This window comes from Paenibacillus sp. FW507-14B1B, assembly GCF_058781425.1.
The window spans coordinates 951,721-978,195 of the sequence record NZ_JBYSWS010000001.1 but is presented as its reverse complement, the minus strand read 5'-3'; the positions used below and the strand labels follow the sequence as shown (position 1 = coordinate 978,195).

Below are 26,475 nucleotides of genomic sequence, written 5' to 3'. Positions count from 1 at the left end.
AAAAAATGTAAAACGAAGCTGAATCCGCTTGTTTTACATTTTTTTGTTTGTTATAAAGTATTCATTTTATTTAGACTGAGCTGCATTAAGAAGCAAACGACGGTACGTATATTCAAAAATGAATTCAAAAGCTTCCAAATGGCGTTTCGCTTCAAATGCATTCTGTCCCCACGCATAAATACCATGATTACGAAGCAAGATGCCTGGAACTGTAGGATCAAGTGCATCAGGTACAAGCTCTGCGATTCTTGGAATGTCCGCATAATTTGGAAGAATTGGAATACGGATTGCCGCATCTTCCTCCCAAATATTAAAGGCTTTGATAAGCTCAATGCCTTGAGCTGGAACATAACCTTGTTCACCGTACCAATCACTGATCAGATTGTTATCGATCGTGTGGACGTGAAATATCGCTCCGCAGCCAGTCTTACGATAAATCTCACAGTGGATTAATGTTTCGGCACTTGGTTTCAGTCCTGTTGTTTCACAAGGACGGCCATCCTGATCTACAAAGAGATAATCCTCTGGTGTATGTACAGATTTATCTTTGCCGCTTGCTGTAATTGCAAAATGGAACTGCTCTGGCGTGAACTCACCAACTCTAACGGATAAATTACCGCTTGTACCAGGGAACCATCCACGAGATGCGAATAATTCTTTAACGCCCTTAAGTTCGCTTAGCGCTGTTTGTTTATGTTCCAGCCGAATATCAGAAAAACTCATTTACAGCACCCCCTGGTTCATTTTCAGTTTCATATCTTCAAGGATTTCATGGAACGTCTCGAAAGGAACATGGTTAACACCAATCTCTTTACAGCGCTCCGTGAGGGTTGATCTAGAATAGACCAGATCGGCCTTTTTAGCACCTTCAAAGTCAGTCACACTATCTCCGATTAATATTCTGGTATATTCCTCAGCAGGGAAGTTATTCATAACAGTCACCTTGCACATACCACAGTCATTGCTGCAAGGTTCTTGACATGGGTGAGGCCATGTAATTCGGATCTGCTCACCTTCAAAGTCAGCACCATTGCAAAAGATATGATCAGCAGGAATATCAAAAGGTTGAAGTAAAGGTTCAACAAAGAAGTCAATACCACCGCTTGTTACATAAAACGGAATTTTGCTAGCATTTAAGTAGTCCAAAAATTCACGGAAACCATCCCGGATGACAGCATGTTCCAGGGCATACGATACGATTTCATCTTTTCTAGAGGAAGGGAACAAGGCGAACATGCGCCCGACGCCTTCACGAATCGAAATATCTTGGTCCAGTACTGCCTGCATGACTGTTTCATAACCTTCTGGTTTGAAATGTTTCATGATGGCAACGATGTTGTCATTCGCGGTTATAGTTCCATCAAAATCGCAAAAAATGATCGGTGTCTTTCTAGATGTCATGCTTATCCTCCCCATATGTCAAGAGCAGCTCTCAGCTCAGGATGTTCAGCAGCATACTCGGCTAGGGATGTTCTTTCCATCGTTGCCTGAATAGCTTGTACAAAAGCGCGGCCTCCAGCTTCGGTTCCCATCGGATGACCGTGAATACCTCCACCTGCATTTACTACGACATCAAGTCCGAAGTCACTTACGATTCTTGGAACAAGCCCTGGATGAATGCCGGCAGAAGGCACTGGCATACTGCGTTTCACGCCGAGATCAGCTTTATGAAGTTCATCTCGAATGGCAAGATTCTCTTCTCGCGGCATTGTTACAGATCCGTAAGGAGAAGGGAACAGAACGAGATCTGCTCCAGCAAGGCGCATTAGTTGACCAAGCAGGACAGGTGCAGCTATTCCGTAATGTGGTGATGGGTACAAGGCACCTGCAAGAGCAGGATGTGCCGCGATAGGGATGTTAATCTCTGGATCGGAGCTAAGCTCCTGTAGTACATCGTAACCGTAAGACAAGACGTTAAATAGAAGTGCATTTGCTCCTGCATCAATTGCCCGAAGTGCTTGATCCTTAAGTCCTGAAGTGCGCCCGGTTAAATTGGCAGCATACAGAAGCTTTTTGCCTGTTTCCTGCTCGACTTCAGCTGCAGCTTGCATACACAGCTTCACACGAGTCGCAATCGGTGTCAGTTCATTCTCGAATAGGATCTCATCGTCCTTGATCAGATCAACCCCACCCCGAGCTTGTCTCACAAACTGTTCTCTGAGCTCATCTGCATTAAGGCCAATAACGGATTTGAAAATACTCATAAGCAAAGGTCGATCGAATACACCCAGTTGTTGACGAATACCTTCAATGCCGAATTTCGGGCCAGGGAAGGCAGACAGAAACTCAGGAGATAGGTCCAGAGAAATGAGTTTGATTCGTCCATCCATTGAAATTTTCCCGAATATCGTAACGAGGAGCGCAGGAATATCACGACTGAAATTAATGTCGGGATATGCAATTCGAACATCTGCATATCTGCCTCCAGGCTCGTTATCAGGTGATTCGTGAATTTCAACGGCATAAACTTCGCCAAGATGTTGCTGAAGTGATTCTTTCTTGGCTTGCGGGAGTTCAGTCCAGCTACCAACGGTCATACCAACAGCGATGGATTCAGCTTTCTTACGGAAATCAGCATGGTCATCGTGGATACGGTAAGTTGCTATACATCTGCTCATGAGGTTTGTCCTTTCAGCACTGCGCCCATTTCACGAGAGCGCTCGGCACAACGATTTACTGCGGCAATAACGGTTTCGAAAAAATCGCCTTGATCCAATCTTTCTAGTGCGGCTTGTGTTGAGCCGTTAGGTGACGTGATTTTAGCACGCAAAGCCGAAGGATGTTCGCCAGTTACTTGAACCATACGGGCAGCACCCATAATCGTCTGTAGGGTGAGTTCTCTGCTCTGATCAGCTGTGAGACCACCCCGAATACCTGCGGCAGTCATTGCCTCCATCAGATAATAGAAATAAGCGGGTCCACTTCCGGAGATGCCTGTCAGGATATCCATCTTATCTTCCTCGATGACGGTCACATCTCCGACCGCTTCGAACAAGGTCATCACAAGTTGACGCATTTCTGAATCGATTTCTTTGGAGAAGGAAATACCGGTTGATCCGAGCCCGATGGAACTTGATGTGTTCGGCATGGTTCGTGCAATAGGCTGCTTTTTACCAAGCAGATTTTGAGTCGTCTCAATGGAAAGACCAGCAATAACGGACACCAATAATTGATCATCTGATAGAATCGGTCCGAGCTCTTTTAATACTTTTGCCGCATCCTTTGGCTTTATTGCAAGTACGATGACGGGAGATGTTTTTAAAATCTCTAGTTTTTCCTGAGCGTCATTGCTTACTTTCACACCATAGCGATCCTGTAGTTCTTGCAGACGCTTGGTGTTGCTTCTATTCAGCATTGAAATATCTTCAGGACGCATGACTGAACGGCTAGAGAGACCGCGTACGATTGCTTCAGCCATGGAACCTGCACCATAGAAGGTGATTGCCTTTTCAATTAAAGGCCGATTCTGGGGAGATTGGCACATAAGTTGTTTCCTCCTTCTTGATTCTATTGACGGATTTGACCGTTGCCATGAATGACATATTTGGTGGACGTGAGAGATGGTAATCCCATTGGACCACGGGCATGAAGCTTTTGCGTGCTAATTCCGATTTCAGCACCGAAGCCGAATTCGAAACCGTCTGTAAAGCGGGTGGATGCATTATGATACACGGCTGCAGCGTCTACTTCTTGCAGGAATCGCTCTGCATTGTCTTGTGACTCGGTTACAATGCACTCGGAATGTTTAGTACCATACGAAGCTATGTGATCCATCGCGTCTTCTAGACTGTTTACCACTTTGATGTTCAGCACATAATCATTATACTCGGTAGCATAATCTGTTGACGAGGCCTGTGTCGCCCAAGGCACTAGTCTCAACGTTTCTGAACAGCCACGGAGTTCAACATTCGAGTCACGGAACTTTTGTGCAATAGCTGATAAATGTGTGTCAGCAAAACTTTGGTGAACAAGAAGTGTTTCCATTGAATTGCATACGGAGGGACGCTGCACTTTCGCATTTAAGCTAATGGCTTCTGCCATATCAGGTATTGCAGAAGCATCGATAAATGTATGACAGATACCAGCTCCTGTCTCAATAACGGGTACTGTCGCATTCATAACAACATTTTGGATGAGAGAGCTTCCGCCTCGTGGGATAATCACATCTAGGAGACCGTTAAGCTTCAACATTTCATCAACGGAAGAACGATTTGGGTCCTCAATCAATTGTAAAGCATCTTTAGGCATAGCGGTTTGTGCCATGGCCTCATGCAGTACCTCAACAATCTTCTTGTTAGAGGAGAGAGCGGAAGAGCCGCCGCGCAGTACGACAGCATTGCCGGTCTTGAGACACAGGCCAGCTGCATCAACTGTCACATTGGGACGTGCTTCATAAATGATACCGATGACACCCAGTGGAACGCGAGTCTTGCGGATGTGCAGTCCATTCGGACGTTCTATAACTTCAAGTGTATCGCCAATTGGATCAGGTAGCTGAACGATTTGACGAAGACCTTCTGCAATGGCTTCAATCCGCGATTCATTCAATGCTAGGCGGTCCAACAGGGAGGAGGAGGTGCCTAATTCTTTTCCACGCTTTAGATCTTCGGCATTGGCTTCAATAATATCAGCTGAGCGGTGAACAAGCGCATCTGCCATGGCTAATAGCGCTTCGTTTTTCTGAGTTGTGTTCAGTTTGTTCAGTATGGAAGTTACATTTTTGGCTAGTCCTGCCTTACTTCTTACTTCACTCATCGTTTTTTCCTCCTTCAAAATTCTATTTCAATGTTATCCATTCATCACGGTGGATGACTTCAAGACGATGAACTTCTCCGATCGTGCTAATAACTTCTCCACTTGGTAGACCGATAATGGTCTCAAGTTGATCGTCATCATAATTAACGATACCCCGTCCAAGCCGTTCATTACAGCTATTGATAACTTCAACTACATCACCCGCGTGAAAACTTCCTTCTACACGCTTTACACCAACAGGTAGGAGACTGTGCCCCCCATGTAGCAAAGCATCTTGAGCACCATCATCAACGACAATCCGTCCAATCGGTGATGACATAAATCCAAGCCACTGTTTCTTCATGGGAAGAGAGGATAAATGTGTGGCGAAATAGGTGCCTTTTCCATGAGATGACAACGTATTTTTCAGATCTCCTGGCTCGTTAGCCTTACCAATAAATACGGGGACTCCACCACGGGTTGCGATTTTTGCTGCGTCTATTTTGGAGCGCATGCCGCCAGTTCCCACACTTGAACCAGCTCCTCCTGCGAGTGCGTATATCTCATCCGTAATCTCTTGAACCTCTTCAAAACGCACAGCGTTTGGAGCTTTCCGAGGATCAGCTGTATATAGTCCATCGGTATCTGTCAGAATAATGAGTTGACGTGCCCTTACAAGGTTTGCAACCAAGGCTGATAATGTATCATTGTCTCCGAATTTAAGTTCATCGATAGAAACGGTATCATTCTCATTGATAATGGGGATAACCCCTTGTTTCAGTAGTTCATCAATCGTCATGCTGGCATTGTTCATTCGTTTGCGATTGGCGAAATCGGTCCTTGTCAGTAAGATTTGTCCTGCAATGAGGTTTCGTGCTGCAAAGGCGTTTTGATATGAACGCATGAGTAAAGCTTGGCCTACCGCTGCTGCTGCTTGTTTCTCATGTAGGAGACGTGGGCGAATCTTGTAGCCGATCTTTCGGAAACCAGCAGCCACAGCGCCTGAAGTAACGAGAAGTACTTCATGCCCTTCTTCACGGAGAGCGGCAAGCTCACCTGCATAAAAATCGATGGCTTCTAGGTTAAGTCCTCCCTCATCCGTAGTCAAGGAGCTACTTCCAATCTTTACGACGATGCGTGAAGGCATCGCTATCACTTCCTCTGTATAATGTTAGGGTTAGAAAATAAAAAAACTTTCGTCCTTAATAAGTAAAGGACGAAAGTTGTAACTTCCGCGGTACCACCTTTATTGATGAGTTTCTCATCCGGCTTTGACCTTGTAACAGAAGGGACTGTCCTGCCTGTTAAGGCAAGGCCGCTCGGGGGTAGGATTCGGAAAGGAAGCTACGGCAGATTCTCTCAGCCTTCGGAATCTGCTCTCTTATCGTGCATTTATCTTTCGTACTGGTCCCGTCATCACGTTTAGTTATCGTATTCTACTACTTGAAAGAATAACACAAGAAAAGCTTGATTTCAAAGAAAACCCTACCGGAACAACCCGAGCTTTCCGATGCGTTCTGCCGCTTCACGCAGTCGATCCTCGCTGCTGAGCAGCCCAATTCTTACATATCCCTCACCATGGGTTCCGAAGCCTACACCAGGAGCGACGGCAACATGAGCTTTTTCAAGCAACAGCTCTGAGAAGGAGACCGAAGTAAACCCTTCAGGAACCGGGAGCCAGCTGAAGAAAGATCCTGCAGGTTTCGGTGCATTCCAACCAATCTTAGAGATAGCATCAAAAAATGCATCGCGTCTGGATTGATATTGACGAACTAGATCTTCAACACAAGTCTGGGGAGCTGTCAATGCTTCAGCAGCTGCAGCTTGAATCCCACCGAACAGACTTACATAAATATGATCTTGGAGCTGGTTAATCAGTGAAATTAATTTGGAATTTCCGAGTGCAAATCCGACTCTCCATCCAGCCATATTATAGGTTTTGGACAAAGTATAGAACTCCAATCCGACCTCTTTAGCGCCAGGCGTCTGCAAAAAACTAATAGGACGCTGTCCGTCAAAGCCGATAGCACCATAGGCGAAATCACTTGCGACCACGATGCCGTGCTTTTGGGCAAATGCAACGGTTTCTTCATAGAAAGAGAGCGGAGCCGTTGCTGAAGTTGGATTATTCGGATAATTTAGGAACATGAGTTTCGCTTTTTCCCGATCTGATGAAGAGATAGCACTGAAATCCGGTAAAAAAGCATTCTCTGCACGTAGCGGCATAAAACTCATCTCAGCACGAGCAAGTGCTACCCCTGACCAGTAATCTGGATATCCGGGATCGGGAACGAGACATAAGTCTCCAGGATTAAGCAGGATTTGGGGAAGCTGCACCAAACCTGTTTTTCCACCAAATAAGATGGCTATTTCCGTTTCCGGATCCAGTTCAACGTTGTAATCTTCCTTGTACCGTTGAGCCATAGCTTCTTTAAGGAATGAGTATCCTGTAAACGGTGAGTATTTATGATAGAGAGGGTTTTCTGATGCTTCCTTCAATTTAGAGACAATATGTGAAGGAGTCGGTTGGTCAGGATTGCCTTGGCCTAGATTGATAACGTCATGGCCCTGGGCAACCTGCGCATTCACTTTAGCAACCAGCGTTGCGAAAAATTGGGTCGGTAGTGTAGCCATGATGGAAGCGGGCTGTATTGTAAAAGGTTCCTTCATATTAGACATATATGTATCACTCCGGTTCTAAATGTAAATCCACAGGATGAATGTATGATAAATCCTTTAGAATTTAAGAAATAATTTAACACGATTTATCCGAGCTGTATAGAGAGATTTCCGCTTTTAATATTGAAATTACTAGCTTGTGAGGCTATGATGACTACAATTCGTAATAAAACAGAACGTAAGGATAAGCAATTCCAGTGCTTAAAGTTCTAACATACAGGTGAAAGGGGTTAAGATACCATGAACATTGCACTTATTCAGTCTTATATTGAAGTAGGAGATCCCGCAGCGAATCAGAAACGGATCTTTGATCATATGGAGAAAGCTATGGCAGCTGATCCGAAACCTGATATTCTAGTTCTTCCGGAAATGTGGAATACAGGTTACGCGCTTGATCGAATTCAAGAGATTGCAGATAAGGAAGGACGAGAAACAAAGGAGAATTTAAGCTCGTTTGCTCGGAAGCATCGTGTCCAGATCATTGGTGGATCTATTGCTGAAAAAATGGATGAACAAATCTATAACACCATGTACATATTTAATCGACAAGGTGAACAGGTTGCGAAATATTCTAAGATGCATCTATTTCGTCTCATGGATGAAGAGAAACATCTTCAGGCCGGAGATGAGGCAGTTACGTTTGAACTTGAAGAAGGTCTGATCGCAGGAGCATCGATATGTTATGATATCCGATTCCCTGAACTATCTAGAACGCTTGCGTTAGCAGGGGCGAAAGTGTTATTTGTTCCAGCGGAGTGGCCACATCCGAGATTGAACCACTGGAGAACTCTACTTATTGCTAGGGCTATAGAGAACCAAATGTATGTTGTTGCATGTAATCGTGTTGGAGATAGTGGTGAGACTTCGTTCTTCGGACATTCGATGATTATTGATCCTTGGGGAGAAATTGTAGCAGAAGGTGGAGAAGGTGAGGCCATTATTACAGGAAATCTAGACAGTTCTCTTACGGATTCCGTACGTCAGCGGATTCCTGTGTTTGAAGATCGTAGACCAAGTTTGTACGGACTAAAATGATATAGCAGTTTGGTTTCATCTCCTGACGAGCGGGTATACTATGGGTAATCCCTTATAAGGAGGTCTAGCATGATGACCAACAACAATGAAAAGAGCACCAACCAAGAGAGTATGGAAGAGCAAAAGGATCAATTCCGGAATTTTGTTGAGGGTGTAACTGGCGGCGGACATGGGACTGGGGATGATGAAGCGATTCAGGAGACATCTCGTGTTGCAGATAAGCAGAATCGCTTGATTGACAAGTATAATTTACGCAAATAATAGCAGGATGATAAAGAGGCTTATCCCCAAGGATAAGCCTCTTTAATTCTACATACAGGTATAGATCACTGTTTGCTGTTGGTTCCTTCAGAAGCAAGCACACTCATGACTTCCTTGAAGGTTTCGATAAAGGCATCAGCAGCTTTGGATAAATAACGGCCATTCCGATAGGCAATTACAAGTGTACGGCTTGGAACAGGCTCGGCTAATTTTAAATATACAGGGATAAATTCACTGCGCTTTGCCCGGGCGATGAAATGGGGAACTAACGTAACGCCCATGCCTGTCGCGACTAAGGATTGAACTGTTTCGATGTTGTTGCTCTCAAATACGACATTAGGTTCAAATCCAGCTTCTCGGCACAAGTCGAAGGCAAGCTTGCGAAAACCCTGTCCTTTTTTCAGTAGAATAAAAGCTTCATCCTTCAGTTCAGCAAGGTCGATTAGCTGATCAGGAAACTTCTGTGCGCGGAGTGCAAGTGGATGCTCCGGCGGTACGGCTAAATCAATCGTCTCTACCCCTACAGGTACGTACGATAAAGAAGGTTCAGTTAATGGTAAGGATAGAAGACTTAGATCTGCCTTACCACTAGCTGTAAGTTTCTCAAGGTTTAATGAGGAATCTTCCATTAATGTAATTTCGATATCTGGATAGGACTGTTTAAATGCCGGTAGAACTCTTGGGAGCAGATGCGACCCTGTGATCGGCATACTGCCAACCACCACTTTGCCTTTTCGTAACTGAGAAATATCAGACATTTCTTGACGAAGCTGTTCAACGGCATCCATTATTTTTTGAGCATGTTCAACAAAGCTAGCTCCTGCATGTGTTAGTTCAACGGTACTCGTATTACGCTGAAACAGTAGAACACCAAGCTCCTTTTCCAATTTGGACAATTGCTGGCTGAGAGAAGGCTGGGCAATATGAAGCTTCTCTGCTGCGCGCGAAAAATTTTTGTCTGCGGCAATTTGCAGTGTGTATAAAAGTTGTCTGAATTCCATTCAAATCACTCCGTTATAGGTTTAACCTATTATTGTAGTTATATTATATAGGCTTTGACCTTTATTTGAAAGGAAAAAGAGATATCGAATATATTGATCTGGAACTTATAGATGTTACCTATTGCTTTTATAGCTTTTATATCTTGGAACAATGAGATAGGAGAGGATATAATACAATCAATCGAAAGGGAAGGTAAATCTTTCTTTTCACATGGATCGAATGAATTAATGGGGTGAATATGATGAGTAAAAAGACGATGTTCGAAAAAATTTGGGATAACCACGTCATTCATCAGGAAGAAGGTAAGCCCGGTATTTTGTATATCGACCTGCACTTGGTTCACGAAGTAACCTCTCCGCAGGCTTTTGAAGGGCTTCGTCTTAGCGGCCGCAAGGTACGCCGTCCTGAATTGACTTTCGCGACAATGGATCACAACGTTCCAACGAAAGACCGTTTCAACATTACGGATCCGATCTCGAAACAACAGATTGATACACTGACACAGAACTGTCGTGATTTTGGCGTAACGCTCTACGATCTCGATACAATTGATCAAGGTGTTGTTCACGTCATGGGCCCTGAGCTTGGTTTGACACATCCAGGTAAAACGATTGTATGTGGCGACAGCCATACATCTACGCATGGTGCGTTTGGAGCTTTGGCATTCGGTATTGGTACAAGTGAGGTTGAGCACGTTATGGCAACCCAATGCTTGCAGCAAGCGAAAGCGAAGACAATGGAAGTTCGTTTCGTGGGCAAGCGCAACCCGGGTGTAACGGCTAAGGATATGATTCTCGGCGTAATCGCAAAGTATGGTACGGACTTTGCTACGGGTTATGTTATCGAGTACACAGGTGAAGCGATTCGTGAGTTGACAATGGAAGAGCGTATGACGGTATGTAACATGTCCATCGAAGGTGGAGCTAGAGCCGGTATGATCGCACCAGATGAGACCACTTTCGAATATCTTCGTGGACGTCAGCATGTGCCGCAAGGTGATTACTTTGACCACGCTGTTGAAGCTTGGAAAGAGCTTGTGACCGATGAGGGTGCAGCGTTTGATACTGTTCTGGAATTTGATGTAGAAACATTAATTCCACAGGTTACATGGGGAACGAGCCCGGGTATGGGAACAGATATTTCTTCAACCGTTCCAAACCCTGCTGATTTTGCAACGGAAAATGAACGTAAAGCTGCTGAAAAAGCACTTGAATATATGGCTTTAGTTCCAGGAACGCCTATTTCTGAAATTCCGATTGATTATGTGTTTATCGGCTCTTGTACAAACGGCCGTATTGAAGATCTTCGTGCAGCGGCTGCAGTAGCTCAAGGGCACAAAGTGTCTGAGAATGTAACGGCGATCGTTGTTCCTGGATCTGGACGCGTTAAAATTCAAGCAGAGAAGGAAGGCTTGGATAAAATCTTTATCGAAGCTGGATTCGAATGGCGTGAAGCTGGCTGCAGTATGTGTCTAGCTATGAACCCAGATGTATTGAAGCCGGGTCAACGTTGTGCTTCAACATCTAACCGTAACTTTGAAGGACGTCAAGGTCGCGGTGGTAGAACACACCTCGTATCTCCTGCTATGGCAGCAGCTGCTGCAGTAAAAGGACGTTTTGTTGATGTTCGTGACTGGAATTTCGTAAACAAAGAAGCTGTAGTCTAAGAAGGGACGGGGAAATACTATGCAAGCATTCACAAAATTCACAGGTATCGTTGGACCTGTTGATCGGGTCAACGTTGATACAGACGCTATTATTCCTAAGCAATTTCTTAAACGCATTGAGCGGACAGGGTTTGGTCAGTTCCTGTTTTACGAATGGCGTTTTGATGAAGCGGGAGCTGTGATTGATAGCTTCTCATTGAATCAACCTCGCTATGAGGGAGCTTCTGTACTTATCTCGAGAGCTAACTTTGGTTGCGGATCTTCACGTGAACACGCTCCATGGGCAATTATGGACTATGGTTTCCGTGTAGTAATCGCGCCATCATTCGCGGATATTTTCTACAACAACTGCTTCAAAAACGGTATTCTGCCGATCAAGCTGTCTGAAGAGCAGGTAGAAGATCTCTTTCAGCGCACAACCGCTCAGGAAGGCTATCAGTTGACTATTGATCTAGAGAACAAGAGTATCTCAGATGGTCAAGGTCTGAATATTGAATTTGATTTGGATGAACATCGTCGTCAGTTCTTGCTTCAGGGATTAGATGATATCGGACTTACGCTGCAACATGAAGACGAAATTGATGCTTATGAGAAGAAGCATGCAGATCGCTTGTTCGCTTAATCTCTCAATTGAATCTACAAAAGGTTACAAGATTATTAAACTTCCATTTCCGGTGTAGGAAATGGAAGTTTTTTCTGTTATTATGGGTATAATATACAGCTTTCTGAGAGACGGACTTCATTTACTTGTCGGCTTATGTCCTGATTACCTTCAGCGGAATGCTGAAAAGCTTTTGCAAACAATGGATGATTGAGGTGGATTCATGAAAAGGTTAGGGTTTTTAATGTTTTTTCTTGTTTTTTTGCTAGCGTTTCCAAAGGCGGGTGATGCTGCTTCAGCCAGTGCTAAGATTTTCTTGGACGGGCAACAACTGAATTTGTCGTCTGGCGTGCAAGTGGCGAACGTAGATAACAACATCTTGATTCCTATTCGAGTTGTGTCCGAGAACCTGGGATTTAAAGTCGATTGGGAGAAAGCAAGTCAGTCTGTTACCGTTCAGAACAGTATTACCACAGTGAAAATGGTTGTTGGTAGTAAGACAGCGCATATTGATGGATCTCAAGTAAGCATGAATATCACACCGGTGCTAAGCGGTCAGACCACACTGGTACCCCTTCGTTTTGTAAGTAGTCAGATGGGGATGGACGTGAAGTGGGACAACCAGAATAAGGCTGTATATCTGTCTTCCTCTGGAAGTATGACGGATCCTTGGATTGATGGCAATGGAACACCAAATGATCCTGATACCGAGGTTCCAAGCACTCCAACTGAGCCAGTGAATCCATCGCTGCCAGGTACACCTGGATCACTCGCATCGATTGATGGAATAAGCTTTAGCGAGAATCGCTTGATGATTGCTACCTCAGGGAATGTGAAACCTAATGTATTCAAGCTGAGCAGTCCAGAACGTATAGTAGTAGATTTACCGAATACAGCGTTCTCCGAAGTTTTCGGATATGAACATACGCTGAACACTAAGAATAGTGGCGAATTGTCTGTAACTGGTTATCCCGATGTATCGTTGGTCAGATATGCTCTGTTCAGTGATTCTCCTTCAACAGTCCGCGTCGTTATTAATCTGAACAATGCAATGGATTATACGGTTACTACTGAAAATGATGGTCTAGTATTTATTAATCTGAATGCACCCGAGGCGGTTCCTACACCTCCAGTAGGATCGAACGGTAAGAAAATTGTTGTACTTGATGCTGGGCATGGTGGTAGTGATCCTGGTTCCAATAGTATTACGGGAAAGAAAGAGAAGGCATTCAACCTTGCTCTTGCTCAAAAGGTAGAGAAACTTCTAAAAAAAGAGAAGAATATCGATGTTATTATGACACGGAGTGATGACTCTACACTGGGTCTTAAAGATCGCTCTAAAATTGCGAATAATCTTAATGCAGATATATTCGTATCCATGCACGGAAATAATAGTACTGTCGGTTCGCCTACTGGAACGGAAACCCTTTATACAAGGGCTGAAAGCAGTAAGCTTGCCCAAACCATCCATAAACATTTGGTCAAAGCAACCGGTCTTAAGGATCGTGGTGTAAAAACTCAAAATTTAAGTGTTACTCGAGAGACAAAAATGCCTGCGGTTCTGCTAGAGGTCGGATTTTTGAACAATAAGAACGATGAAGCTCAAATGTTTAGTGAAGATTTTCAGAATCGTGTTGCAGAAGGGATTGTAAGTGGTATTAAAGAATATCTTAATGTACAATGATAGATCAAAAATTAAACTACAAAGGGGGACAATCCATGAACAGAAAGTATTTGATTACAGGTCTGTTGTCACTTGTCCTGGTCTTTAGTGCTGGATGCGGCCAGAAACCGGAGGCTGCCCCGATCGAGCCAACACCGACGACACCTGAGCAAGTAGTAGACGTGGAGACTGTGAATAAAGAAATTACGCCTCCTGAAAACAATGAGACCGAGAAAACTCCAGCGAATACGGGAGGAACTCAAGAAGTTAAGACGGGCAGCAATAATGCGAAAGCAGAAGCGAAAACGGCTACCATCGAACTCTACTATACGGATCCAGAACTATTAGGCGTAGAGAAGACTTCAAAAGAAATTGCGTATACAGATGAAGAGGACAAGTATAAGAAAGCATTTGAGGGGCTTCAATCGAGTACAGATGATCAATTTGTTCCGTTATGGAGAGATTCCATTAAACTGACATCAGTGAAGTTCGAGCAGGGTGCCTTAACCTTGGATATTGTCAAGCCTGATGAAGCGAACTTGGGATCAGGTGGAGAAATGTATGCCATTGAAGCATTAAGAAATACTTTTTTTCAATTTAATGAAGTAAAGTCTATTGAATTGTTGGTAGAAGGCATGAAGGTTGAGAGTCTTATGGGACACGTGGAACTTGAACACCCTATGACCCGTTAAATAGTATAAGTAGTTGTTTTGAACTATATATTGTCTTCATAAATAATACTACCAAACTCCTATTTCTTTCTTGAAATAGGAGTTTTTTTGGTTAAAAGGGAATAAATTCGCAACTTTAATAAATAGGGTGCGTCTATAGTTTGTCAGGTAATGTCGGACAGGCCGAGGTCAGAAACGCCAATCTATGGCAGAACAATAGGATGGTAGGGGTGAATGATGAAGAAGTTCGGTATTTTATTATTTCTGTTTGTCATTATGGTGGCTTTACCTAAAGGAGTGGATGCAAGTTCATACAGTGCCAAGATTTATCTGGATGGAAATGAATTGAACTTGTCATCGGATGTGAAAGTGGAAAATATCGGTGGAACGGTGATGGTACCGATTCGCGTAATTTCCGAGAACTTAGGTTACGCCGTAAAGTGGAGTAAGGCAACACAGACAGTAACGGTGAATGACAGTGAGATAACTGTTGAAATGGTCATCGGTAGTAAGTATGCAAAGATCAATGGACAGAGTACGGAGATGAATAAAGCTCCATTACTTCGTGGGGGGACCACAATGGTGCCCATCCGTTTTATCAGCGAACAGATGGGCTTGAATGTTAAGTGGGATAACAAGGAGAAAGCTGTATATCTGATTACCCCGCCAACAAGTAATCCAAACCCTGGGGATGATGGACTAGCTACAATCAACGGTATAAGTTTCAGTGATAACCGCCTGATGGTTGCTGTATCGGGCAACGTTAAACCTAAAGTAATGAAGTTAACAGGCCCTCATCGGATTGTGATTGATGTTGAAAATGCGAAGTTCTCTGATACATTCAGCAGCAATAATACGATTGATTCCAATTTAAATGGACAGTTGTCTGTTACGGGATATCCAGATGTGAAGTTGATCAGATATTCACTTTTCAATAATGATCCTTCGACTATACGAATCGTAATTGACCTTAATAATGCGAAGAACTATACACTTCAAGGTACAGGAACTGGTTCTGGTGTGTTCATTGTTGATCTTAACACGACGACAACCGAACCTGCTCCGCCGCCAGGAACGGGTGGTAAGAAACTTGTTGTCATTGATGCTGGACACGGGGCGCATGATCCGGGTGCAGTAAGTTCTTCTAAAAGACAAGAAAAGGACTTTGCCCTTGCTGTATCTCTAAAAGTAGGGAAGTTGCTTGAAAAAGAGAAGAACATCGATGTTGTTTTAACAAGAAGTGATGATACTTTCCTGGAACTAAAGGACCGCGTGAAGATTGCGAACAATCTGAAGGCAGATGCCTTTGTTTCTATTCATGCTAATAGTGGACCATCCGCAGCAACAGGTACGGAGACTTATTATCAAAGAGACTCTAGTAAAGCGTTAGCGAATACGATTCATAAGTATCTAGCTAAAGCTACTGGGTTTAAAGATCGTGGTGTGAAGTATGGAAACTTCCACGTTATTCGTGAAACAAATATGGCGGCAGTCCTGCTTGAAGTTGGTTTTATAAGTAATAAGAATGATGAGACTCAGCTCTTCAACAGCGCATTTCAACAACGTGTAGCAGAATCTGTTGTTGTAGGATTGAAAGAATATTTAAAGGTTAAATAAGTTGAAAAGAAGATTTCAGGAGGTGGGCATATGAACAAGAAATTATGGTTCGTGGGAATGCTTGCAGCAGTCATGGTGTTTAGTGCTGGCTGCGGGCAAAAGCCCGGAGCAGCTCCGGGAGATACGACGGGACAAAACACAACAGGCACGCCCTCGCCTGGGGTTGATCCCGATCAACAACAACCGACTGAGGGTAACAATCAGACGGGTACGACAAACGGTGCAGGTACGGGTGAGGTCCCGAAAGATGATAAGAAAACCGAAACCATCACGGTGTATTATACCGACCCAGAGCTGTTGGGGCTGAAGAAAGGTTCCGTAGAAATCACATTTAAGAACGATAGTGAGAAATACGAAGCTGCCTTTAAAGCTCTTAAAACGAGCGATCAAGAAGATCTAGTTCCATTGTGGGAAAAGGTTGAGTTGCTTTCTTCATCTTTTGCGGATGGAAAGTTGACACTTGATCTTCAAATCCCAGCCGAGGCTCATTTTGGAGCAGGTGGAGAATCTTTTGCTGTAGATGCAATCAAGAATACTTTCTTTCAATTCGATGAAGTAAAATCAATTCAGCTGCTTGTCGATGGGAAACAGGTTGAGAGCTTGATGGGACATGTAGAATTACAAAATCCTGAAACTCGGTAGTGACGGTTTGAAGGAGATCACGATCTGTTGTCGAATAAAGGAATATTGAGGAAGCAGCAGATAGGAGAGGGGAAACAAAATGGTATCAAGTCAAAATAAACAATATCATTCCAAAAAAGTGGTCTCCGCCGTCATGGCCGGACTTATGGTATTAGGAACAGGTGCAGCGACTACCGCTGCTGCAGCAGAACAAACAGCAGTGAGTGCACCAGCTTCAACATCAAGTCTCTTCAGTGACGTGAAGTCAGGATTCTGGGGAGAAAAGTATATTTATCAATTAGCGGCACAGGGCATTGTTATGGGAGAGAACGGGAAATTTCGACCTAACGATCCAGTGAGCCAACAAGAAGCTGTTACAATGGCGATCCGCTTCTTAAATCAACAAGCTAGTGATAGTAATGGCTTGTCCACGACATTACCGACAAATATGAAAGTTAGTAGTTATGCAGTTCCTTATGTCAAATTGGCGCTTCAGCAAAGCCTGCTCGACATGAAGAAAGAATCAGCCTATTCCGACCCTAAAGTAACGTGGGGAGCCAAGAAAGCCTCTCGTGAGTGGGTATTGGAAGTATTGGTACGTGCCATTGGGCGCACGTCTGATGCTAAGGCAGCAATGAATAAAGCGACGGGCTTTGCGGATAACGCCAAAATTTCACCAGATCGGTTAGGGTTTGTGAATGTAGCCGTTAGTCTGGATCTTGTCCAAGGTGTTAGCGGTAATAGATTTGATCCACAGGGAGCGGTAACAAGAGCTCAAATGGCGACATTCTTAAGCCGTGCACAAGCACATATTGAAACAAATTATGCGAATCAATCTAAAGGCTATGTTACTTCGGTAGATAACGGAAAGCTTGAGATTTATGTTGATGGAAAACCAAGTGTATTTACGCTTGATGGTTCAACTACATATTTCGAGAAAGATTCAGCTAAGAGATTGTCGAATTCCGATATTAAGCCATATACGATGGTGACTGTTATTGGTAAAGATAATATGGCAGCTTATGTTGAAATATTAGATCCGAATCAAAAGGTTGAATCGTTTGAAAGAACGTATGCACGTTTATCACCGAATAACGTGATTTGGTTCGACTCCAACAGTACATTTGAAGAGTTGTCTTACGATGCGAATACGAAGTTCTTAGATCAGAATGGTAATGAAATTGATCCAAAGACAATGGCTGCTGGAAGTGTAGTAACGGTTGAGCGGGAAACATTTACGCCTCAAAAGCGAGTCGTTGCCATTCGTATAAAGAACGGTTTGGTTAACAAGACAGCAACAGGAACCGTGCAATCGGTGGATTCCGTTAACAAAACGATTTCGATTAAAGATGCATCAAGCACAGTGGTGGATTCTTTCAAATGGGACGACAGTACTTTGATTCAGTATCAGAACCAATTGCTTAGTCCTTCAGAATTGAAGGCAGGTTCTGTTGTCAGTTACACAGTGAAGAACAGTGTCCTTCAAAAGGTTGAGATTAGTCAAAGTGTTGACCGTACAGTTACAGCTATGCTGTATAACGTAGAAAGTAATGGAAAAACCATTACTTATAAACGTTCAAACAGCAACCAATTAGAAACAAAGTTTCTGGTTGAAAAGCCAGAGCTTGTGATCAGTGGAATTGCACAACCTGTGTTAGGTGATCTACTGGCTGATGCGACTTCAGGAGACCAAGTTGAGCTTACCATTAACGGTGAAGAGAAAGTGACTAAGATTCAAGTATTAGGTCGTCAGATGGAACAAATGAATGGCGTAACCGTCGTTTCATACGATCCTAAGAAACGCTGGTTGATGGTTAGTGATGATAAGAGCCTACCTAAAGTCATTATCTTGGATGACAAAACAAAGCTAGACTCTTCTTCTGGAAGCTCCTTGTCTGCTGTAGAGGGACTTCTCGGAGCGGGCCGGAAAGTAAACATTACGCATATTGGAAACCGTGCCCTTTCTCTTGAAGTTGTGTATAAGTATGATGGTAAAGTTACAGCTATTAATACGACAACCAAGACGGTTACGATTCTGACTGCAGAAGGACAAAGTATCAGTATTCCTTACAACACACCTAAGGTGGAGCTGTACAGCAAACCGGTTGCTTCCATCTCGGATATTAAAATTGGCGACGAGGTTTCTGCTCAGTTATCAAGTAATCAAGATAGCTTGTTCAGTCTGAGAGCCAAAACATCCCTTCAGTTTGAAGTAGTATCTACAGAAAATACCCTGAACCGTGTTCGGGTGAAAAACGAAGGTATTACAAGTGAGTTTTATACGGATAAGGCTGTTCTAACGGATGAAAATGGTCAAGCCATCCGCATTAATGATCTTCGTGCAGGTACGCTGATCAACGTAAACTTTGTGGGTACAACTGCAAGCTCTGTTCAGTATGTTAAACTATCTCTCGGCCAAGTGATCGAGGTTGATGCGGCTGGAGCTGCGTTTACAGTAAAAGCATTTAATGGTGCGAATGAGAAGTTGAGTACGTCAGGTAAGGTTAAAGTCATTCGTGGTGGAGTCGTTTCAACGAATCTGAACACGCTGACTGGTAATGATCGAGTAGAGGTTCGCAAGGATATCGATGGAACTACAATTGTGAAGGTTCTGGATTCGTTAACACGTTCTTTCTGGAGATATGACAATGGAGATGTGTTTGTAAAGCGCTCCTATACAACAGAGAATTATCGTTTCCCAGCGGCCTCAAATGTATATGTTCATGAAAAAGACCAGAACTTGTCCGTGCAATCCCTCAAAGAAGATGATAATATTGTACTGTATTTCAACAACGGAACCGTTGTAGAGATCGTGAAACAATAGTTATCACTTCGAAATACACGAGAAACACCGTCTTGATGCGGGGCTTTGTCGCATCAAGACTTTTTTTTGCGGGAGGGATCTTGTTATGAACTCGGCCACGGTACGACATATACTTGATACGATAGAAAACATGTTTCCGGATGCACACTGCGAATTACTTCATGAAAATGCTTTTGAATTGACAATTGCTGTTCTATTGTCAGCACAGTGTACGGATGAAACAGTCAACAAAGTGACCAGAGATCTGTTTCAGAAATATAAAACACCGCAGGATTATGTCGCTGTTCCGATTGAAGAGTTGGAACAGGATATTCGGCGGATTGGGCTATACCGTAACAAGGCTAAACACATTCACAATCTATGCCGATTATTAATCGAGCAGTATGGTGGTGAGGTGCCTGAAGCTCATGATGAGCTGGTGAAGCTGCCTGGTGTCGGGCGAAAAACCGCGAACGTGGTCGTATCGAACGCTTTTGGCGTACCTGCTATTGCAGTGGACACTCATGTGGAGCGTGTATCGAAGCGTCTTGGCTTAGCTGGATGGAACGATAATGTGCTTGAAGTGGAGAAAAAGCTGATGAAACGAGTACCACGAGAAGAGTGGACTTTAACGCATCACAGGCTAATCTTTTTTGGAAGATATCACTGCAAAGCACAAAATCCACAATGTCAGGTATGTCCACTACTCGACGTATGTCGTGAAGGCAAGAAGCGTATGAAAACGTCCATGGTCAGGAAGAATAAGGTACAGACCGCAAGGAGTAAGAATTAGACAAGAGAAAGAGGATGGGATTATTATGAAATGCATCTCGGTTTACACGGATAACTTTGAATTGTTCTCCGACATTTTTGAACAAGTGGTTGAGAGCCAACTGGAAGAAAATGAAGAAAAAGAATTAGAAGGCGTAACTTACAGCAACTCGGGAGAAGCTCCAGAGCATTATTTAGAGCGTATGTCTCAAAAACCTGAGGTTGTTGTAATGCGCGACAAATCGAGAGGTTTAACGATTCTGCAGCACGGGAGTGTTTTTGAAATTCTTATTCCTGAAGCAGAAAATGCAGCTCTTTCATAAACCATACTTATTGGTTTCAAAAGATCCGGCCCTAAATAGGGCCGTTTTTTTTATTTTACCTGCAGAGAAGTGATTTCTTTACAGCTCCAGCGATGTTACAATAAAATGATCTGAGAATATGTGACATTTATTATAGATAAGATGGACAGGAGCGAGGGATGACATTGAAAGTAGTAACTGAACATGAAACCGGATACAGTACTGATTTCTTAAAGGCTGTTAAAGATCAATTTATAGGGTGGAATGATGAGTCGTCTGCAGCACTGACGGAGGATTTAATCCGAAAGCAAGCTGCGGGAGAATTGACGCTGGCGTTTTGTGGACATTTTTCAGCTGGAAAATCGAGTATGATCAATGCCTTATGCGGTAAAAAGGTGCTTCCTTCGGGTCCAGTCCCAACAAGTGCGAATGTCGTGACCATCCGCAATGGCGCTGCTAAGGCGGTGATCCATCGTCCCGATGGTGGTCTAGGGGAGACGATGCGCGTTAGTACCGAGGAACTTGCTGCTTATTGTAAGGAAGGTGGCGAGTATTCTGCTATTGAAGTGTGGGATGATGTACCGATCCTCGGTGAGCAAGGCGTACTTATGGATACTCCGGGTGTAGATTCCACTGATGATGGGCACCGGCAAGCGACACATTCTGCACTTCATATGGCTGACGTTGTGTTTTATGTGATGGATTATAATCATGTTCAATCCGAAAGTAATCTATTATTCGCCAAAAGCTTATCCGATTGGGGCAAACCGCTGTATTTGATCGTGAATCAGATTGATAAGCATCGAGATGAAGAACTGCCATTAGCTTCATACTTAGAAGAGGTGAAGAAGGCATTTGCGCAGTGGAAGGTTCGTTATAACGGACTGTTGTGTGTTTCGCTTAAGGTATGGGACCATCCCTACAATCAATGGGAAGATTTGAAATCGGTCATTGGCAAGTTGTTAGATAGCCGTAAGGCGCTTTTGGACTATAGTGTCGAATGTTCGGTTCGTCATGCCGCAGAACATCACGCTGAATCATTTACCCGCAGTCATCAGGAAGAGAAGGAACAATTACTGACTGAAATGGGCGGTGAAGCAGCTGTTGCTGCGTTGAAGGCTAGAATGGAGGAATTGGAGCGAGAGCATAGCAAGCTTCGTGAGCTTCCGGATGAGGTGAGGGGGGAGCTGCGGCGAGAAGGAGATACACTTCTAGCGAATGCTAATCTCATGCCTGCTGATATTCGGGATTTAGCATTGTCCTTTTTGGAAAGTCGTCGCAGTGGATTTAAGAAAGGGTTCTTGTTTACTTCTTCAAAAACGGAGGAAGAGAAGTCTCGGAGATTGGATGTCTTTCATGAACGGTTAACTGAACAAGTGAGAGCTCAGGTAGATTGGCATGTACGAAGCCTAGTTAAGCCTTTTGTGGAACGGTTTGAACCTTGGAGCACGAAGTGGGATGAAGCGATGGATACATTACTTCCTGTCCTTTCTAAAGAGCAAATCACGAATAGCGTGAATGCAGATGCGGTACTTTCAGGCGAGTATGTGCTGAATTATTGCAAGATGCTGTCCGAGGAAATCAAGGGCAGCTATCGTAGAGCTGTATCGGATATTGCCGATCAGCTACGGGTGTTGGCGGCGGACGATGCCGCAGTCCGCCTAGAAGCGCTGGAGCGCCAGCGCGCTGAGCTGCTGGCGCAATCGTCCGCTTCCGCCCGCTATGCTGCATTGCAGCAAGCGGAAGCGGACCGCGCCCTTGCGGCGGCACAGCTGGTGCCGCCGCTCACCTCCCTCACCCCCGGCCTCCTGCCGGAGGTGAGGGAGCCGGCTGCGATGCCACAGGCCGCAGCCAGCAAGAGTTCTCCTGCTGCGCAGCAGGGGAACGGCGCCCCTGCGCCCCGGCGCAGCGCGCCGCAGGGCGCGGCCGGGGGCCGGCGCCAGCGGCTGGAAGCCGCGGCAGCGCAGCTTCGCGCGGCAGCACAGCTGCTGGCGCCGCATCCTGCGCTTGCTTCGCCCGCGCGGGATCTGAATGCTCGCGCCGATGCGCTCGCAGGAGGCACGTTCACACTCGCGCTGTTCGGAGCGTTCAGTGCGGGCAAGTCTTCCTTCGCCAATGCACTGCTTGGCGAATCGGTATTACCTGTTTCGCCGCATCCAACAACAGCTGCGGTAAACCGAATTGTTCTCCCAACCGAAGAGTTTCCTCATGGAACGGCTGCTGTGCGGATGAAGACAAAAGAAGTCTGGTGGGATGATCTCAAGTATTCATTTAGTGTACTTGGCTTAGCGGAACCGAGTGAAGAGAACTGGAGGAAGACAGCGAATGGTCTAACACCTGATGGTGTCCATCCAGCCGGATTGCCTCATTATGGCTTCCTCAAAGCAGCTGCAGCTGGATTTGAAGAAATGAACGGGAAGCTAGGTAGCATCCAGTCTGTAGGGATGGAGGAATACCGTGGCTTTGTAGCAGATGAGACCAAGTCCTGTTATGTAGATGGAATTGATCTATATTATAGCTCACCTCTTACGGAGCAAGGGATCGTTTTGGTAGATACACCGGGAGCTGATTCCCTGCACGCCCGTCATACGGGTGTGACTTTCAATTATATTAAGAACGCGGATGCGATTGTATACGTTACGTATTATAACCATGCTTTCTCCAAAGCCGATAGACAGTTCTTGTCCCAGCTGGGTCGGGTTAAAGATAGTTTTGCATTAGACAAAATGTTCTTTGTTGTAAATGCGGCTGATTTGGCTTCGTCTTCGGATGAGCTAGAGGAGGTTGTCTCTCATGTGCGTACGAATCTGATTCAAAATGGGGTCGCGAATCCACATATTTATCCGGTTTCTAGCTTGTCCGCTCTTAAAGGTAAGGTTCATGGGGATGATGAGAAACTAGATGCCTCTGGATTTGTATCATTCGAATCGTCATTAGAACGTTTTGCGGTTGAAGACTTGCCTGGATTATCCTTAAGGGCAGGTTTAGACGAAGTATCCTCTGTAAGGCGGAGGGTTGAAGCATGGGCAGAGTTAGCTGAGCAGGACGAGGACTCTAGAAGCAGACGTATTGAAAGGCTTGAGACAGTACGATTAAAGGCAAAAGCTGATTTGGAAGCTTTGAAATCACTGGATTTAACAAGAGAAATCACACAGGAATGTGGGGAGCTTCTCTTTCATGTCCGTCAACGTCTTGATTATGCGATGGGAAGGTTCTTTCAGGAGGCATTTCACCCATCTGTTCTCAGGGAAGATGCAGGAAGCTTAAAATCTGCTTTTGCCGCATGTGGACGGGATCTGGAGCGTACACTGTCCATCGAATTGGATCAGGAATTCTGGGCTACCACGCTTCGATTGGAACAGAAGGGTCGAAGATTAACGGAAGAGGCAGCTAAGCAGACGGCGCAAGCCGTAGGAGAGATGACCGAAGGCCTGGAGTTTTCTATTCGACAGGTTAGGGAATGGTCAGCTCCGTCACTTGAAGAAACTGAATTGAAGATTACAGAGGATTGGCTTTCCTATTGGTCTAACTTTAAGAATCCGAAACACTTTTTTGAAGGCAACGGAAGCTTGAAACTTCGCGATGCAGCAGAACCTAAGGTGAAGGAAGCAGTGGCACAACTTGTGAAACTACGCGAAGCACAGATGGCATCCCATTATGCCAATGAAATCGCCCTTTCGCTAGATCTTCATGCAGTCGTGCTTCAAGAGCAACTGGAAGAATCACTTCATGCGATGCTTTTGTCCTTACAGGATGGACAGTCACCCGAAATTTGGCGTGCACTTGCATTAGAGCTTTCTCAAATGGAAAGCAAGTGACCAAGCACTCACATTAATTTGTCTACATGGTGGATTTGGGCTAAATTAATTAGCAGATAATCTTTTTAGTTGTATTTTCAAGGGAAGCCGGATTATAAGTCCGGCTTCCCTTTTGTTATGGGCGTAAAAGGATTTTTTGTTTTTAATCGCTTGTTACAAGTCGTTAGAAGCGGAGAGGATAGCTGATAAAATGCTAAATAAATAACTTTAAAATGAGCAATTTTGAATGATCTGATATGGAAAAATGGAGCCGTTTTCATATCCTCAGTATTAACGAGAATTACTGACTATTTAATCATGAAAGTATGAAAAGTTGCACTAAACGACTCGTTTAAGTCTCATTAGCTCATTTATGACGGTTTATTCTCTTTGCCGCCTTAACGGGTCGATGATAAACTTCATAAATGCTACATAACTGAACGTTATTAATCCAAAGGAGGAAAAACATGAATGTTCTCAGGCAACTGCAGGGCTTCTTTTGGGAGAAACGAAGCTATCTCTTTCTTTCCATACTGTGTCTGGCGATCGCGACCGCACTTGGCCTCGTGTATCCGAACCTGCTGCAAAAATTGATTGATGATGCAATCCTGCCCGGAAATTTTGGTATTGTACCAGGACTTGCACTAATGGTGGTGGGGGTGGTAGCCCTCAAAGCGAGTATGCAGTTTCTTCACGGTTATTTTGGTGGACGACTGGGTAACTTTTTAGCTTACCGTTTACGTAACGCCTGCTACGAAAAGCTGCAATTTTTATCATTCCGTTACTATGACACAGCACGGACGGGTGACTTGATGTCACGGTTAACGGGTGACCTCGAAGCAATCCGAATGTTTATAGGCTTTGGATTTGCTCAAATTTTGAACCTTGGATTGATGGTGACCTTCGGCTCCATTATGATGTTCTCGATCAGTTGGAAGCTTACTTTGCTTACGCTGGTTAGTATGCCATTTCTTGTATTTACAGCGCTTAAATTTGAATCCAAGATTCATCCAGCGTTTCAGGAAATGCGACTGGCTTTAAGCTCTTTAACAACAGCTGTACAGGAGAATATTACAGGGGTTCGGACGGTTAAATCCTTTGCTCGTGAACCGCACGAAGTAGAGAAATTCTCCGGACGAAACGAACGCTATAAATCAAATCAGATTTTTGCATCATCCTTGTGGGCACGTTTCTTCCCACTCATGGAATTATTCGCGAATATAAGTGTCGTTGTCCTACTGCTTGCAGGGGGAACAATGGTTATTAATAAAGAACTTTCGCTTGGTCAATTGGTTGCCTTCTTCAGCTTGATGTGGTATATCATTGGGCCGATGTGGGGCATTGGTTTCCATATCAATAACTACACGCAATCCAAAGCTTCAGGTGAACGTGTACTAGAGCTACTGAATCAACCGATAGATGTCGAGGATCGCCAAGATGCGATTGAGCTAGATCCGAAATCCGTAAAAGGTCATGTGGTATTTGATAGCGTAACCTTTGCTTATGGCAACAAGATGGCTGCGGTTAAAGATATTAACCTGAATGCACCACCCGGATCCGTTATTGGTTTTCTCGGAGGCACAGGATCAGGTAAATCTACGATTATTCAGCTTCTCATGCATGCCTATAATGTGAATTCAGGAAGTATCAAGCTTGATGGAATGAATATTAAAGATATTAAGGTTCGTAGCCTTCGTAGTCAGATTGCTACTGTATTCCAAGAAACCTTCTTGTTCTCTTCAAGTATCCGCAATAATATTGCTTATGGAATGAAAAATGTAAGCATGGATGATATTATTCGAGCAGCTAAGCTGGCAAAGGCACATGATTTCATTATGGAAATGGAATTAGGCTATGACACAGTAGTTGGTGAACGCGGTATGGGACTATCTGGTGGACAGAAACAGCGGATTGCAATCGCGCGTGCACTCTTAAAAGATCCAAAGATCCTTATACTAGATGATGCGACAAGTGCGGTGGATATGGAAACGGAGCATGAAATTCAATCCGGTTTCCAAGAAGTTATGAAGGGAAGAACAACCTTTATTATCGCTCACCGTATATCATCACTGCGTCATGCAGATGAGATTCTGGTTCTAGATGAAGGTAAAGTGGTCCAGCGTGGTAAACACAATGATCTGATTAAACAGGAAGGTCCTTATCAGGACGTATACAAAATTCAATATGCGGACCTCATTGCCCGAGGCGTTACAGCGGCGTATGAGGAAGGGCAGGTGAAATCATGAGTTCGG

Annotated in this window: 21 protein-coding genes and 1 other annotated feature; of the genes, 13 read left to right on the top strand and 8 right to left on the bottom strand. The window is 44.2% G+C overall.

The window, feature by feature from the left end:
- Window positions 1-66: 66 nt before the first annotated feature.
- The 7 genes from mtnB to AC3WJJ_RS04540 all read right to left on the bottom strand — a co-directional run bounded on the left by mtnB (window position 67) and on the right by AC3WJJ_RS04540 (window position 7,413).
- On the bottom strand, window positions 67-723 hold the full coding sequence (gene mtnB, locus AC3WJJ_RS04570) for a methylthioribulose 1-phosphate dehydratase (protein WP_422660857.1): 657 nt from the start codon (window positions 721-723) through the stop codon (window positions 67-69).
- Window positions 724-1,401, bottom strand: a complete 678-nt coding sequence (locus AC3WJJ_RS04565) for a 2-hydroxy-3-keto-5-methylthiopentenyl-1-phosphate phosphatase (RefSeq protein WP_492538406.1) — start codon at window positions 1,399-1,401, stop codon at window positions 724-726.
- Between the two features lie 2 nt (window positions 1,402-1,403).
- The gene (locus AC3WJJ_RS04560; protein WP_492538403.1) at window positions 1,404-2,618 is read right to left on the bottom strand and encodes a 2,3-diketo-5-methylthiopentyl-1-phosphate enolase; all 1,215 of its coding nucleotides are present in this window, start codon (window positions 2,616-2,618) and stop codon (window positions 1,404-1,406) included.
- Window positions 2,615-3,484: a pyrroline-5-carboxylate reductase gene (gene proC / locus AC3WJJ_RS04555; RefSeq protein ID WP_492538401.1), complete on the bottom strand. Its 870-nt coding sequence runs from the start codon at window positions 3,482-3,484 to the stop codon at window positions 2,615-2,617. Before proC ends, AC3WJJ_RS04560 begins: the two co-directional genes overlap by 4 nt.
- A gap of 23 nt (window positions 3,485-3,507) precedes the next feature.
- Entirely contained in the window at window positions 3,508-4,755 is a 1,248-nt protein-coding gene (locus AC3WJJ_RS04550) for a glutamate-5-semialdehyde dehydrogenase (RefSeq protein WP_492538399.1), read from the bottom strand.
- 22 nt (window positions 4,756-4,777) lie between these two features.
- Window positions 4,778-5,881, bottom strand: a complete 1,104-nt coding sequence (proB, locus tag AC3WJJ_RS04545; RefSeq protein ID WP_492538398.1) for a glutamate 5-kinase — start codon at window positions 5,879-5,881, stop codon at window positions 4,778-4,780.
- Between the two features lie 62 nt (window positions 5,882-5,943).
- Window positions 5,944-6,160 (bottom strand) — a binding site (T-box leader).
- 59 nt (window positions 6,161-6,219) lie between these two features.
- Window positions 6,220-7,413, bottom strand: coding sequence for a pyridoxal phosphate-dependent aminotransferase (locus AC3WJJ_RS04540; protein WP_492538396.1), 1,194 nt, complete (start codon window positions 7,411-7,413; stop codon window positions 6,220-6,222).
- 240 nt (window positions 7,414-7,653) lie between these two features.
- On the opposite strand from AC3WJJ_RS04540, the gene AC3WJJ_RS04535 reads away from it, so the two are divergent.
- Entirely contained in the window at window positions 7,654-8,448 is a 795-nt protein-coding gene (locus AC3WJJ_RS04535; RefSeq protein ID WP_492538394.1) for a carbon-nitrogen family hydrolase, read from the top strand.
- Window positions 8,449-8,520: 72 nt separating this feature from the next.
- Window positions 8,521-8,709 carry a hypothetical protein gene (locus AC3WJJ_RS04530; RefSeq protein ID WP_492538392.1) on the top strand — a complete coding sequence of 63 codons (189 nt, stop codon included), beginning with the start codon at window positions 8,521-8,523 and terminating at the stop codon, window positions 8,707-8,709.
- A gap of 65 nt (window positions 8,710-8,774) precedes the next feature.
- On the opposite strand, the gene AC3WJJ_RS04525 is transcribed toward AC3WJJ_RS04530, so the two are convergent.
- On the bottom strand, window positions 8,775-9,710 hold the full coding sequence (locus AC3WJJ_RS04525) for a LysR family transcriptional regulator (RefSeq protein ID WP_492538391.1): 936 nt from the start codon (window positions 9,708-9,710) through the stop codon (window positions 8,775-8,777).
- A gap of 242 nt (window positions 9,711-9,952) precedes the next feature.
- Between AC3WJJ_RS04525 and leuC the strand changes: the two genes are divergently transcribed.
- The 11 genes from leuC (at window position 9,953) to AC3WJJ_RS04470 (ending at window position 26,469) form a co-directional block, all read left to right on the top strand.
- The gene (leuC, locus tag AC3WJJ_RS04520) at window positions 9,953-11,377 is read left to right on the top strand and encodes a 3-isopropylmalate dehydratase large subunit (RefSeq protein ID WP_492538389.1); all 1,425 of its coding nucleotides are present in this window, start codon (window positions 9,953-9,955) and stop codon (window positions 11,375-11,377) included.
- A 19-nt stretch (window positions 11,378-11,396) separates the two neighbouring features.
- Window positions 11,397-11,999: a 3-isopropylmalate dehydratase small subunit gene (gene leuD / locus AC3WJJ_RS04515; RefSeq protein ID WP_492538387.1), complete on the top strand. Its 603-nt coding sequence runs from the start codon at window positions 11,397-11,399 to the stop codon at window positions 11,997-11,999.
- Between the two features lie 202 nt (window positions 12,000-12,201).
- Window positions 12,202-13,662 (top strand): N-acetylmuramoyl-L-alanine amidase family protein, encoded by a 1,461-nt coding sequence (locus AC3WJJ_RS04510; protein WP_492538386.1) that lies wholly within the window; start codon window positions 12,202-12,204, stop codon window positions 13,660-13,662.
- A gap of 35 nt (window positions 13,663-13,697) precedes the next feature.
- Window positions 13,698-14,333 (top strand): GerMN domain-containing protein, encoded by a 636-nt coding sequence (locus tag AC3WJJ_RS04505; protein WP_492538384.1) that lies wholly within the window; start codon window positions 13,698-13,700, stop codon window positions 14,331-14,333.
- A gap of 216 nt (window positions 14,334-14,549) precedes the next feature.
- A complete protein-coding gene (locus AC3WJJ_RS04500; RefSeq protein WP_492539582.1) occupies window positions 14,550-15,929 on the top strand; it encodes an N-acetylmuramoyl-L-alanine amidase family protein in 1,380 nt (459 codons plus the stop codon).
- Window positions 15,930-15,959: 30 nt separating this feature from the next.
- Window positions 15,960-16,571, top strand: coding sequence for a GerMN domain-containing protein (locus tag AC3WJJ_RS04495; RefSeq protein ID WP_492538382.1), 612 nt, complete (start codon window positions 15,960-15,962; stop codon window positions 16,569-16,571).
- A 79-nt stretch (window positions 16,572-16,650) separates the two neighbouring features.
- The gene (locus AC3WJJ_RS04490) at window positions 16,651-19,374 is read left to right on the top strand and encodes an S-layer homology domain-containing protein (RefSeq protein ID WP_492538380.1); all 2,724 of its coding nucleotides are present in this window, start codon (window positions 16,651-16,653) and stop codon (window positions 19,372-19,374) included.
- Between the two features lie 85 nt (window positions 19,375-19,459).
- Window positions 19,460-20,146 carry an endonuclease III gene (gene nth, locus AC3WJJ_RS04485; protein WP_422660873.1) on the top strand — a complete coding sequence of 229 codons (687 nt, stop codon included), beginning with the start codon at window positions 19,460-19,462 and terminating at the stop codon, window positions 20,144-20,146.
- A 25-nt stretch (window positions 20,147-20,171) separates the two neighbouring features.
- Window positions 20,172-20,447 carry an NAD/NADP transhydrogenase alpha subunit gene (locus tag AC3WJJ_RS04480; RefSeq protein WP_422660874.1) on the top strand — a complete coding sequence of 92 codons (276 nt, stop codon included), beginning with the start codon at window positions 20,172-20,174 and terminating at the stop codon, window positions 20,445-20,447.
- Between the two features lie 158 nt (window positions 20,448-20,605).
- Window positions 20,606-24,244: a dynamin family protein gene (locus tag AC3WJJ_RS04475; protein ID WP_492538377.1), complete on the top strand. Its 3,639-nt coding sequence runs from the start codon at window positions 20,606-20,608 to the stop codon at window positions 24,242-24,244.
- A 446-nt stretch (window positions 24,245-24,690) separates the two neighbouring features.
- Window positions 24,691-26,469, top strand: a complete 1,779-nt coding sequence (locus tag AC3WJJ_RS04470; RefSeq protein ID WP_492538375.1) for an ABC transporter ATP-binding protein — start codon at window positions 24,691-24,693, stop codon at window positions 26,467-26,469.
- Window positions 26,470-26,475: the final 6 nt, after the last annotated feature.

Bases quoted from the DNA above. Each gene is read 5' to 3' on its own strand.
- mtnB (WP_422660857.1), bottom strand. From the start codon at position 723: ATGAGTTTTTCTGATATTCGGCTGGAACATAAACAAACAGCGCTAAGC.
- AC3WJJ_RS04565 (WP_492538406.1), bottom strand. From the start codon at position 1,401: ATGACATCTAGAAAGACACCGATCATTTTTTGCGATTTTGATGGAACT.
- AC3WJJ_RS04560 (WP_492538403.1), bottom strand. From the start codon at position 2,618: ATGAGCAGATGTATAGCAACTTACCGTATCCACGATGACCATGCTGAT.
- proC (WP_492538401.1), bottom strand. From the start codon at position 3,484: ATGTGCCAATCTCCCCAGAATCGGCCTTTAATTGAAAAGGCAATCACC.
- AC3WJJ_RS04550 (WP_492538399.1), bottom strand. From the start codon at position 4,755: ATGAGTGAAGTAAGAAGTAAGGCAGGACTAGCCAAAAATGTAACTTCC.
- proB (WP_492538398.1), bottom strand. From the start codon at position 5,881: ATGCCTTCACGCATCGTCGTAAAGATTGGAAGTAGCTCCTTGACTACG.
- AC3WJJ_RS04540 (WP_492538396.1), bottom strand. From the start codon at position 7,413: ATGTCTAATATGAAGGAACCTTTTACAATACAGCCCGCTTCCATCATG.
- AC3WJJ_RS04535 (WP_492538394.1), top strand. From the start codon at position 7,654: ATGAACATTGCACTTATTCAGTCTTATATTGAAGTAGGAGATCCCGCA.
- AC3WJJ_RS04530 (WP_492538392.1), top strand. From the start codon at position 8,521: ATGACCAACAACAATGAAAAGAGCACCAACCAAGAGAGTATGGAAGAG.
- AC3WJJ_RS04525 (WP_492538391.1), bottom strand. From the start codon at position 9,710: ATGGAATTCAGACAACTTTTATACACACTGCAAATTGCCGCAGACAAA.
- leuC (WP_492538389.1), top strand. From the start codon at position 9,953: ATGAGTAAAAAGACGATGTTCGAAAAAATTTGGGATAACCACGTCATT.
- leuD (WP_492538387.1), top strand. From the start codon at position 11,397: ATGCAAGCATTCACAAAATTCACAGGTATCGTTGGACCTGTTGATCGG.
- AC3WJJ_RS04510 (WP_492538386.1), top strand. From the start codon at position 12,202: ATGAAAAGGTTAGGGTTTTTAATGTTTTTTCTTGTTTTTTTGCTAGCG.
- AC3WJJ_RS04505 (WP_492538384.1), top strand. From the start codon at position 13,698: ATGAACAGAAAGTATTTGATTACAGGTCTGTTGTCACTTGTCCTGGTC.
- AC3WJJ_RS04500 (WP_492539582.1), top strand. From the start codon at position 14,550: ATGAAGAAGTTCGGTATTTTATTATTTCTGTTTGTCATTATGGTGGCT.
- AC3WJJ_RS04495 (WP_492538382.1), top strand. From the start codon at position 15,960: ATGAACAAGAAATTATGGTTCGTGGGAATGCTTGCAGCAGTCATGGTG.
- AC3WJJ_RS04490 (WP_492538380.1), top strand. From the start codon at position 16,651: ATGGTATCAAGTCAAAATAAACAATATCATTCCAAAAAAGTGGTCTCC.
- nth (WP_422660873.1), top strand. From the start codon at position 19,460: ATGAACTCGGCCACGGTACGACATATACTTGATACGATAGAAAACATG.
- AC3WJJ_RS04480 (WP_422660874.1), top strand. From the start codon at position 20,172: ATGAAATGCATCTCGGTTTACACGGATAACTTTGAATTGTTCTCCGAC.
- AC3WJJ_RS04475 (WP_492538377.1), top strand. From the start codon at position 20,606: ATGACATTGAAAGTAGTAACTGAACATGAAACCGGATACAGTACTGAT.
- AC3WJJ_RS04470 (WP_492538375.1), top strand. From the start codon at position 24,691: ATGAATGTTCTCAGGCAACTGCAGGGCTTCTTTTGGGAGAAACGAAGC.